The organism is Pseudolysinimonas sp. (genome assembly GCF_057350545.1).
This window is the reverse complement of the sequence record NZ_JBMRCP010000118.1, coordinates 1-10,553: the sequence shown is the minus strand read 5'-3', so window position 1 is coordinate 10,553 and position 10,553 is coordinate 1. Positions and strand designations below refer to the sequence as shown.

Annotated in this window: 9 protein-coding genes; 5 read left to right on the top strand and 4 right to left on the bottom strand. The window is 70.2% G+C overall.

The genetic code is table 11. The annotated features are described in order from the left end of the window. Together ACO1X9_RS16205 and ACO1X9_RS16200 are read right to left on the bottom strand one after the other, a co-directional pair. Nucleotides 1-2,570: multifunctional oxoglutarate decarboxylase/oxoglutarate dehydrogenase thiamine pyrophosphate-binding subunit/dihydrolipoyllysine-residue succinyltransferase subunit (locus ACO1X9_RS16205; protein ID WP_486351889.1), on the bottom strand; the 2,570-nt coding region annotated here is incomplete at its 3' end. Between the two features lie 111 nt (nt 2,571-2,681). Next, nucleotides 2,682-3,974, bottom strand: coding sequence for a hypothetical protein (locus ACO1X9_RS16200; protein ID WP_486351888.1), 1,293 nt, complete (start codon nt 3,972-3,974; stop codon nt 2,682-2,684). An 87-nt stretch (nt 3,975-4,061) separates the two neighbouring features. Here ACO1X9_RS16200 and ACO1X9_RS16195 point away from each other — a divergent pair, with 87 nt between their 5' ends. The 4 genes from ACO1X9_RS16195 to ACO1X9_RS16180 all read left to right on the top strand — a co-directional run bounded on the left by ACO1X9_RS16195 (nt 4,062) and on the right by ACO1X9_RS16180 (nt 8,547). Further along, the gene (locus tag ACO1X9_RS16195; RefSeq protein ID WP_486351887.1) at nt 4,062-5,372 is read left to right on the top strand and encodes an IMP dehydrogenase; all 1,311 of its coding nucleotides are present in this window, start codon (nt 4,062-4,064) and stop codon (nt 5,370-5,372) included. Nucleotides 5,373-5,502: 130 nt separating this feature from the next. Next, on the top strand, nt 5,503-6,075 hold the full coding sequence (locus ACO1X9_RS16190) for an HhH-GPD-type base excision DNA repair protein (protein WP_486351886.1): 573 nt from the start codon (nt 5,503-5,505) through the stop codon (nt 6,073-6,075). Between the two features lie 61 nt (nt 6,076-6,136). Then, nucleotides 6,137-7,474: a hemolysin family protein gene (locus ACO1X9_RS16185; RefSeq protein WP_486351885.1), complete on the top strand. Its 1,338-nt coding sequence runs from the start codon at nt 6,137-6,139 to the stop codon at nt 7,472-7,474. Beyond that, nucleotides 7,471-8,547, top strand: a complete 1,077-nt coding sequence (locus tag ACO1X9_RS16180) for a hemolysin family protein (RefSeq protein WP_486351884.1) — start codon at nt 7,471-7,473, stop codon at nt 8,545-8,547. Before ACO1X9_RS16185 ends, ACO1X9_RS16180 begins: the two co-directional genes overlap by 4 nt. Here ACO1X9_RS16180 and ACO1X9_RS16175 read toward each other — a convergent pair. Then, nucleotides 8,544-9,626: an NADH:flavin oxidoreductase/NADH oxidase gene (locus ACO1X9_RS16175; RefSeq protein ID WP_486351883.1), complete on the bottom strand. Its 1,083-nt coding sequence runs from the start codon at nt 9,624-9,626 to the stop codon at nt 8,544-8,546. The genes ACO1X9_RS16180 and ACO1X9_RS16175 overlap by 4 nt on opposite strands. Next, the gene (locus ACO1X9_RS16170) at nt 9,623-10,252 is read right to left on the bottom strand and encodes an HAD family hydrolase (protein WP_486351882.1); all 630 of its coding nucleotides are present in this window, start codon (nt 10,250-10,252) and stop codon (nt 9,623-9,625) included. The genes ACO1X9_RS16175 and ACO1X9_RS16170 overlap by 4 nt, the downstream gene beginning before the upstream one ends. 22 nt (nt 10,253-10,274) lie before the next feature. On the opposite strand from ACO1X9_RS16170, the gene ACO1X9_RS16165 reads away from it, so the two are divergent. Beyond that, nucleotides 10,275-10,553 (top strand): NAD(P)H-hydrate dehydratase (locus ACO1X9_RS16165; protein WP_486351881.1); only part of this gene is annotated, 279 nt, incomplete at its 3' end.

Genomic DNA, 10,553 nt, shown 5'->3' with positions numbered 1-10,553 from the left:
GCGGCGTGGGTCTCGGCGAAGGCGCGCTCCAGGCGGTCCTGGAAGTCCTTGTGGGCCGCCTCGAACTCCTCCTGCGTGATGTCGCCGCGGCCGACGAGAGCCTCGGTGTACAGGGTGCGCACGCTGCGCTTCGCCTCGATGAGGTTCGTCATGAGGGGCTGGGTCATCGACGGGTCATCGCCCTCGTTGTGACCGCGGCGGCGGTAGCAGACCAGGTCGATGACGACGTCCCGCTTGAACTTCTCGCGGTAGGCGAAGGCGTGCTCCGCGACGCGCACGACGGCCTCGGGGTCGTCGCCGTTCACGTGGAAGATCGGCGCCTGGATGGTCTTCGCCACGTCGGACGAGTAGACCGAGGAGCGACCCTCGGTGGGCGGAGTCGTGAAGCCGACCTGGTTGTTGATGACGAGGTGGAGGGTGCCGCCCGTCTTGTACGCGCGCAGCTGCGACATCTGCAGCTGCTCGGCGACGACGCCCTGTCCGGCCATCGACGCATCTCCGTGCACGAGGATCGGCAGCACGTTGTACGTACCCGCGGGCATGCGGTCTTGCTTGGCGCGCACGATGCCTTCGAGCACGCCGTCGACGGCTTCGAGGTGCGACGGGTTCGCCGCGAGGTAGACGGCGACCTGCTTGCCGGTCATGGCGGTGAAGGTGCCCTCGGTGCCGAGGTGGTACTTCACGTCGCCCGAGCCCTGCACGGTCTTCGGGTCTTGCGTGCCTTCGAACTCGCGGAAGATCTGACCGTAGGTCTTGCCGGCGATGTTGGTGAGCACGTTGAGGCGTCCGCGGTGCGCCATGCCGATGGCGACCTCGTCGAGGCCGGCTTCCGCGGCACCCTGGAGGATCTCGTCGAGCAGCGCGATCGTCGACTCGCCGCCCTCGAGGCTGAAACGCTTCTGACCGACGTACTTCGTCTGCAGGAACGTCTCGAACGCCTCGGCTTCGTTGAGCTTGCTGAGGATGCGGAGCTGCTCCTCCTTCGTCGGCTTCTCGTAGGGCTTCTCGAGTCGCTCCTGGAACCACGCGCGCTGGTCGGGGTCCTGGATGTGCATGTACTCGATGCCGACGGTGCGGCAGTACGAGTCGCGCAGCACGCCCAGCACCTCGCGCAGGAGGGCCGAGCGCTTGCCGGCGAACCCGCCGAGCACGAACTCGCGGTCGAGGTCCCAGAACGTCAGGCCGTGGCTTCCGATGTCGAGGTCGGGATGGCTGCGCTGCACGTATTCGAGCGGATCGATGTCGGCCATGAGGTGACCGCGCACGCGGAACGCATTGATGAGCTCCTGCACGCGGGCCGTCTTCGAGACGCGCTCGGAGAGGTCGACGTTGATGTCCTCGGCCCAGTGGATCGGGTCGTACGGGATGCGCAACGACGAGAAGATGCCCTCGTAGAAGCCGCGCTCGCCGATGAGCAGCTCGTGCACCTTCTTGAGGAACTCGCCCGATCCGGCACCCTGGATGACGCGGTGGTCGTACGTGCTCGTGAGCGTGATGGTCTTGCCGATGCCGAGCTCCGCGAGGGTCTTCTGGCTCGAGCCCTGGAACGCCGCCGGGTACTCGAGGGCACCGGCACCGATGATCGAGCCCTGGCCCTTCATGAGCCGCGGCACGGAGTGCTCGGTGCCGATTCCGCCCGGGTTGGTGAGCGAGATCGTGGTGCCCTTGAAGTCGTCGGCCGTGAGCTTGTTGGCGCGGGCGCGGGCGACGACGTCTTCGTAGGCGGCGAGGAAGTCGGAGAACGTCATCGTGTCGGCGCGCTTGATGCCGGGCACGAGCAGCGAACGCGTGCCGTCGGGCTTGGGCAGATCGATCGCGATGCCGAGGTTGACGTGCGCGGGCGCGACGACGCTCGGCTTGCCGTCGGGTTCGTCGTAGTAGACGTTCTGGCTCGGGAACTCCTTGAGCGTCTGCACCATGGCCCACGCGATGAGGTGCGTGAACGAGACCTTGCCGCCGCGGGCGCGCTTGAGGTGGTTGTTGATGACGATGCGGTTGTCGATCATCAGCTTCGCCGGGATGGTGCGCACACTCGTCGCGGTGGGCACCGTGAGGCTCGCATCCATGTTGGTCGCGAGGGTCTTCTGCATGCCCTTGAGGGCGGTGACGACGTCCTGCTCCGCCGACTCGGCAGCAGGGGCTGCCTGCGGGGCGTCGGCGGGGATGGGCTGCGGCTTCGCGGGGGCGTTGGTCGTACGGGCGACGGGCGTGCTGCCCGTCGCGGGTGCGGCGGTCGGCGCGGCGGGCGCCTCGGTGACTTCGGCGGGGATCTGCGCCTCGCCGCCCACCTGGTTCTGCGGCGACGCCTCGGTCTCCGCTGCGGGCGCGGGATCGGTGGCCGGCTCCGCGGGAGTGGTGGACTCAGAGGGCGTTGCGGCTTCGGGGGAGGCCGCGGACCCGGCCTCGGCGGGTGCCGTCGAGGCGCCCGCGCGCCGCTGCTCGAGCACCGGCCACCAGCTCTGGTCGACGGAGTTCTTGTCGGCGAGGTACCGCTCGTACATCTCGTCGACGAGCCATTCGTTGGCTCCGAACTCTTCTTCTGACGTGATCCCGGTTACGGGGCTCGACACGGTTGAACCGCCCACTCTCGTGCGTTGAGGTTTGTCTCGGTGTGGTGGCGTTTGCAGCCGTTCTAGCTTAGGCGCACGAGGGGGGCCGCGCGGGCCCCGGAAGGGGTGTACTCAGGAACGCACAGGCTGCAGACGGCGCATCAGCAGGATGCCGCCCCCGAGCGCGACGACACCGATGCCGACGAGAAGCTCGGGGCCCATCGGGGCACCCGTGGCGGGCAGGGTCGCGCCGCCGTCGGGCTGCGCTCCGATCGCGATCGACTGGGACGCTGAAGCCGACGCGAAGTTGCCCGTGGCGGCGCGTCCGGCGGTCACGGTGCAGACTCCGTCGGCGAGGAACGTCACGGTGGCGCCGGCGATCGAGCACACGCCGGCCGGCCCGGCGGTCAGCGTCGGGGTCGTGCCGACCGCGGACGTCGTCAGCGTCACAAGGTAGGTGTCACCGGCAGGCGGAGCCACCGGCGCGCCGGAGGCGAAGGCCACGGTCTGCGGGTAGGCCGGCGTCGTCGTGCCGCTTCCCGTGAAGGTGCCGGTGCTCGTGTGCGTGACGCCGCCCGTGATGGTGCCGTCGTTGACGAGCGACCCCGTCCCCGTGTTGGTGACCGCTCCGCTGGTGCCGCCCACGGAGTTCGTGAAGGTGCCCGCGTTCGACACCGCGCCGACCGTCGCGGCGTTGGTGAACGTGGCGCCCGCGGCGACCGTCGTCGTGCCGGAGATGTTGCCGAACCCCGTGGTGGTGAGAGTCCCGCCGTTCACCGTCACAGTGCTCAGCGCGAAGGACTGGATGGCGACGGTGCCGCCGTTCACGATGACCGCGTTGTTGAGGGTGCCCGTGCTCGTGAACGTGCCGGCGAGGTTCGTGACGACGCCCGTGAGTGACGACGACGCGTTGACGATGTCGGAGTTCGTGACGGTGCCGGTCGTGGTCGAGGTGATGTTGAACGTCCCGTCGAGTACGACGACGTTCCCGGACGTGCCGCCGGAGGCGACCGCTCCCGGACCGTTCACCGTGATGTCGCCCGCGAACGACGCCGTGTTGATCACCAACTGGCCGTTGCCGGTGACGGTCGCCCCGGCCTGCGCCTCCATCCCGCCCGAGGCGAGCGTCACGGTTCCCGCGACCGTGGTCGTCCCGGAGACCCGGAACACCCACACGCCCGCCACGTCGAGCGTGCCGGTGCCGGTCACGACGAGATCGCCGACGAGCTGGACGTTCCCGCCGCTCGTGTCGACGGCTCCGGCGCCGGCGATCGTGCAGGTCGTCGTGCCGGCATCCCACGCGCCGCCGAGGGTCGCGCACACCGCCGGGTCGGCGGCCGCGGGGAGCGCGGGCAACAGCGCGCCGCCGAGGGCGATGATGCCGACGGCGAGCGCGGCGACGAGAGAGCGTGGGCGAGTGGACATGCGGGATCCTCACTAAGAAGTGCAATCATGCTACATGTGCCAGCGAGCACTACAGCGACGCGGATCCCCGCGCCGTACCCTCGAAGCATGCGCTTCCTCGGTGAGCTCCCGGCCCACGACCTGACCTACTCGGATGTCTTCCTCGTGCCCAGTCACTCCGACGTCACGAGCCGGCTCGACGTCGACCTCGCCCCCGACGACGGCACCGGTGCGACCATCCCGATCGTCTCGGCGAATATGAACTCGGTCACCGGCCCGCGGCTCGCCGCGACGCTCGCCCGCCGCGGAGGCCTCGGCGTGCTGCCGCAAGACCTCGGAGTCGACGAGCTCGTCGAGCAGATCGCCTGGGTGAAGCAGCAGTCGACCGTCGTCGACACGCCGCTCACCGCCGACGACCCGCGGCTCGAGGGTCGCCCGCTCGACGCTCTCTTCGCGCTCGACCTCGCCGAGGCGACGGATGCGCGCGCGGCCTTCGACCGACTCGTCCGCGAGGAGCACGGACTCGCGACCGTCACCTCCGACGGCGAGGTCGTCGGATCGCTCAGCCGCACGCAGGCGCTCCGCGGCACCATCTACCGACCCGCCGTCGACCCCGCGGGTCGGCTCCGGGTGGCCGCCGCGGTGGGCATCAACCGCGACGCCCCCGGTCGGGCCAAGGCCCTCGTCGAGGCCGGCGTCGACGTGCTCGTGCTCGACACGGCGCACGGCCACCAAGAGGGGATGCTGCGCGCCCTCGAGTCGGTGCGCGCGCTCGACCTCGGCGTGCCGATCGTGGCCGGCAACATCGTCACCCGCGACGGCGTGAGCGACCTCGTGTCGGCCGGAGCGCACATCCTCAAGGTCGGCGTCGGACCCGGCGCGATGTGCACGACCCGCATGATGACCGCCGTCGGGCGCCCGCAGTTCTCGGCGGTGCTCGAGACCGCCGACCGCGCCCACGAGCTCGGCGCCCACGTCTGGGCCGACGGGGGAGTGCGCTACCCGCGCGACGTCGCGCTGGCGCTCGCCTCGGGCGCGTCGAGCGTCATGATCGGCTCCTGGTTCGCGGGCACGCTCGAGTCGCCCGGAGAGATCGAGACCGACGCCGACGGACGCCTGTACAAGCAGAGCTGGGGGATGGCATCGACGAAGGCCGTGCACGAACGCTTCGGCGGCCTCGACCCGTACGAGCTCGCGCGCAAGGAACTCTTCGCCGAGGGCATCTCGTCGTCGACGATCTACCTCGACCCGCTGCGACCCTCCCTCGAGGACCTGCTCGACATGATCACCTCGGGGGTGCGGTCGTCGTTCACCTACGCGGGGGCCGCCGACCTCCCCGCCTTCCGCGACCGAGCCGTCGTCGGCATCCAGTCGGCGGCCGGGTACGAAGAGGGAAAGGCCCTCCCCGTCTCCTGGTGAGTCGACTTCGCGGGTTGAGTGCCGCGCGCAGCGCGGTGTATCGAAACCCCGACCCTGCGCTCCCGGTTTCGATACGCGACGCCTGCGGCGGCCCTACTCAACCCACGACGGGGTGCCTAAGCTCGCTCTCATGCCGCAGTTGCACATCACGGGTGACGCGACCGCCGACGAGCTTCTCTCGACGGAGCCGCTCGCGCTGCTGATCGGGATGCTGCTCGACCAGCAGGTGCCGATGGAGACCGCGTTCGCCGGGCCGGCCAAGATCCGCGAGCGACTCGGCGCGTTCGACGCCGCGACGATCGCGGGCACCGACCCCGAGAAGCTCGCCGAGGTGTTCAAGCAGACGCCCGCCGTGCACCGGTTCCCCGGGTCGATGGCGGAGCGCACGCAGGCGCTGTGCGCCGCGCTCGTCGCCGATTGGGGCGGGGATGCCGCGCGCATCTGGACCGACGGCGACCCCGACGGCGCGACCGTGCTGAAGCGGCTCAAGGCACTTCCCGGCTTCGGCGAGCAGAAGGCGAAGATCTTCGTCGCGCTGCTCGGCAAGCAGTACGGCCTGACCGCCCCCGGCTGGGAGTCCGCCGCCGGTTCCTACGGTGAGGCGGGCAGCCACCGGTCTGTTGCCGATATCGTGGATGCTTCCTCCCTCACGAAGGTGCGGGAGTTCAAGAAGGCGGCGAAAGCCGCCGCGAAGGGAAACTGATCCCCACCGTGGACGATCCTCCGTCTGCCCATAGACCCTCGCCGACGTTCAGGTCGGCCCGATGAGCACAGACATCATCCTGCTGCTCGTGGGCATCCTCCTGACCGTCGGCACCGGTTTCTTCGTCGCCAGCGAGTTCGCGCTCGTCAATCTCGACCGCGCAGAGCTCGAGGCGCGTCAGGCCCGCGGTGAGACCCGCCTGGGCATGACGATCGCGGCGCTCAAGATCACGTCGACGCACCTGTCGAGCGCTCAGCTCGGCATCACGCTCACGACGCTTCTCACCGGGTACACGCTCGAGCCGGCGTTCAGCCACTTCCTCGAGCCCCCGCTCGCCGGGCTCGGGATCCCCGGGGCGGCGGTCTCGATCATCGCCACGATCGTCGCGATCACGATCGCGACACTGCTCTCGATGATCATCGGCGAGCTCGTGCCGAAGAACTTCGCGCTCGCCCTGCCGCGGGCGACGGCCAAGGTCGTCATCCCGTTCCAGACGCTCTTCACGACCGTCTTCCGCCCGGCGATCGCGCTGCTCAACGGCACCGCGAACGGCATCCTGCGCGCCATCGGCATCGAACCGCGGGAGGAGATCTCCGCGGCACGCACGGCCGACGAGCTCAAGTCGCTCGTGCGCCGCTCGGCGAGCGAGGGGTCGCTCGACCAGGACACGGCGACGCTCCTCGCCCGCACGCTCGCGTTCTCCGACCACGACGCCTCCGACGTGATGACGCCGCGCCCGAGGATCGCGGGCGTCGAGCGCACGGCGACCGCGGAGGCCGTCGTCAACCTCGCGCGCTCGACCGGCTACTCCCGCTTCCCGGTGTTCGACGAGGACATCGACGACATCATCGGCCTCGTCCACGTGAAGCAGGCCGTCGCCGTGCCGCGTGACCGGCGGGCGGACGTGCCGGTCACGGCGCTGCAGTCCGATCCGCTCCGGGTGCCGGAGACGATGAAGCTCGACACCCTGCTCGGCGAGCTGCGGGGCCGCGGCTACCAGATGGCGATCGTCCTCGACGAGTACGGCGGAACGGCCGGCGTCGCGACGCTCGAAGACCTCGTCGAGGAACTCGTCGGCGAGGTGTCCGACGAGCACGACAGGTCGCGTGCCGACGTCGTGCGCAGCCGCGACTGGCTGACCTTCCCGGGCGCGCTGCGCCCCGACGAGCTCGCCGACCGCGCCCACGTCAGCGTGCCCGAAGACGGCCCCTACGAGACGGTCGCCGGCTGGATGATGGCCGAGCTCGGCCGTCTCCCGGAGGCCGGCGACACCGTGGAGGTCGAGGCGGGCGTCTTCCGCGTCGAGCGCATGGACGGTCGTCGCATCGACCGCATCCGCTACACGCCGAGGCCGCCGCAGACCGGTGAGCCCGTCGTCGTGGAAGAGGGGGAGAAGTGAACCCGCTCGCCGTGTTCGCGGAGGACGGCATCGCCGGCGTCGACTGGTGGGGCATCGCGTGGCTCGGCATCCTGCTCGTCGTCAACGCGTTCTTCGTCGGTGCCGAGTTCGCCGTCATCTCGGCGCGGCGCTCGCAGATCGAGCCGCGCGCCGAAGCCGGGTCCCGCGCCGCGAAGACCGCGCTGTGGGCGATGGAGCACGCGACGCTCATGCTCGCGACGAGCCAGCTCGGCATCACCGTGTGCTCGCTGCTCATCCTCAACGTGTCCGAGCCCGCCCTCCACCATCTGCTGGAGATCCCGCTCGAACTGACTCAGCTCCCCGCGGAGGTCGTCGGCGCCATCGCGTTCGCGATCGCGCTCCTCGTCGTCTCGTTCCTCCACGTCGTGCTCGGCGAGATGGTGCCGAAGAACATCTCGTTCTCGGTGCCGGACCGCGCGGTGCTCATCCTCGCGCCCCCGCTCGTCGCCGTCGCGACGGTGTTCAAGCCCGTGATCTGGTCGCTCAACGCGGTGGCCAACGGCATCCTGCGGCTGTTCCGGGTGGAGCCGAAGAACGAGGCGACGAGTGCGTTCACGGCCGAGGAGGTGCAGACGATCATCGCCACCTCGACGCGCGAGGGGGTGTTGACCGACACGTCCGGCACGCTCAGCAACGCGTTCGAGTTCACCGAGAAGCGGGTGCGGGATGTCGCGCTCGCCTCCGACGCGCTCGTCACGCTTCCGGAGGACGCGGCCCCGGCCGACGTCGAGCGCGCCGTCGCACAGCACGGGTTCAGCCGCTACGTGCTCGTGAACGAGGAGGGCGAGCCGACCGGTTACGTGCACCTCAAGGACGTCATCGATCTAGCGGGCGACGAGTTCGACCTGCCGGTGCCGCCGAAGCGCATCCGCCAGCTGATCTCGCTCTTCCGAGAGGCGGAACTCGAGGACGCCCTCGCGCTCATGCGTCGCTCGGGGGCGCACGTCGCTCGGGTGTTCGACGAGCACGGGACGACGCGCGGCGTGCTGTTCCTCGAGGACATCATCGAGACGCTCGTCGGCGAGGTCGAGGACGCCACCAGGAGGCGCTAGGCGGGGCGCGCGCGCCGATACTGCGGGGGCCAGTAGTCGACGTCGACGCCGAGCTCGGTGGCGGCACGCAGCGGGAAGTGCGGGTCGCGCAGCAGCTCGCGGCCGAGCATGACGGCATCCACCGTGCCGGAGTCGACGAGGTGGGCAGCCTGCTGCGGCGACGTGATCAGTCCGACGGTCGAGACCCGCACGTCGGCGTGCGCGCGCACACCCTCGGCGAGCGGCACCTGGTACCCCGGGCCCGTCGGGATGGTCACCCCCGGCACGAGTCCGCCGCTCGAGATGTCGAAGAGGTCGGCCCCCGCGTCCCGAGCCCAGCCCGCGACGGTGGCGGTCTGCTCGACGTCCCAGCCGCCGTCGACGTAGTCGGTGCCCGAGAAGCGCACGAGCAGGGGAACATCCTCGCCGACCTCGGCTCGCACCGCGCGCACGATCTCGAGCAGCAGCCGCGCGCGGTTCTCGAGCGACCCGCCGTACGCGTCGGTGCGGAGGTTCGAGAGCGGGGAGAGGAACTGATGGAGCAGGTAGCCGTGCGCGGCGTGCACCTCGACGAGGTCGAATCCCGCGTCGAGCGCACGTCGGGCGCCCGCGCGGAAGGCCTCGACGATCCCCGGGAGTTCGTCGAGCCCGAGCGGTCGGGGCGCCGCATAGCCGTCGAAGGGGAGGTCGGACGCCGAGACGGTCTGCCATCCGCCGTCGGCGACCGGCATCGTGCCCCGCTTCGGCTCGAAGCCCCACTCGGGCCAGACCGACGCCTTGCGTCCGGCGTGGGCGAGTTGGAGGCCGATGAGAGCACCCTGCGTGTGCGCGAAGTCGGTGATGCGGCGCCAGGCTGCGACGTGCTCGTCGCTCCAGATCCCGGTGTCGTGCGCCGAGATGCGACCTTCCGGAGTCACCGCCGTCGCTTCGGCGAGCACGATCCCCGCGCCGCCGCGTGCGAACGAGCCGAGGTGCACGAGGTGCCAGTCGGTCGGCACCCCGTCGCGCCGCTCGATCGTGTACTGGCACATCGGTGAGACCCAGATGCGGTTGCGCGCCGTGAGGCCGCGGAGCATGAGCGGATCGAAGAGCGCGCTCACGCGCCCGCTCCGTCGGCGAGCGAGGCGAGGAACGCGCGCAGCGGGGCAACACCCGTGAAGACGTGGCCGGTGATGCCGAGCGACTCGGCCCCGTCGACGTTGACCTGCTTGTTGTCGATGAACACCATCTCCGCCGGTTCGATCGCGAGTTCTCGCGCGACGTGGCGGTAGATCTCGGGATCGGGTTTGATCATCCCCAACTCGGCGCTGACGAAGACCTGCTCGAAGTACTGCGCGAACGGCGCGCGGCGGAAGGCGTCACCGTAGTCGTAGCCCGCGTTCGACAGCAGCGCCATGCGCGTACCGCCCGCGTGCAGGTCGGCGAGCACGTCGATACTGCCCGGCTCGACGCTGATCCAGGAGCGGAAGTCGATCGCCCACAGCCGCTGCACCTGGGCGGGGCCGAACACGAGCCCGAGCTCCGCTCCGACGCGCGCCCAGTAGTCGGGGATCGTCAGCGTGCCGTGGTCGAGGTCGTCGCGGTGCTTCCAGTAGGCCGGCCAGAACTCGGCCGCGGAGGCACCCGCGGTGCCGACGATCCCCGCCTTGTCGTGCTCGCTCTGCGACATCGAGAGCACCTCGCCGTAGTCGAAGACGATGACACGGCCGGGGATGCTGAGACTCACCGACCCAACCTATCGTTGAGGAATGAGCGCACTCTTCGGGTTCGACGAGGCGCGCGCGTGGATCCGCGTGCCGCTGGCCGACGACGACAAGTACTCGCGCGGCGTGGTGGGGTTGGTCACCGGATCCGCCGACTACCCGGGAGCCGCGGTGCTCGGCGTGGAGGCCGCGTTGCGCACCGGCGTCGGGATGGTGCGCTACCTCGGCCCGGGTCGTGCCACGCGACTCGTGCTGCAGCACCGGCCGGAAGCGGTGACAGCCGCCGGGCGCGTGCAGTCCTGGGTCATCGGATCGGGACAGGAT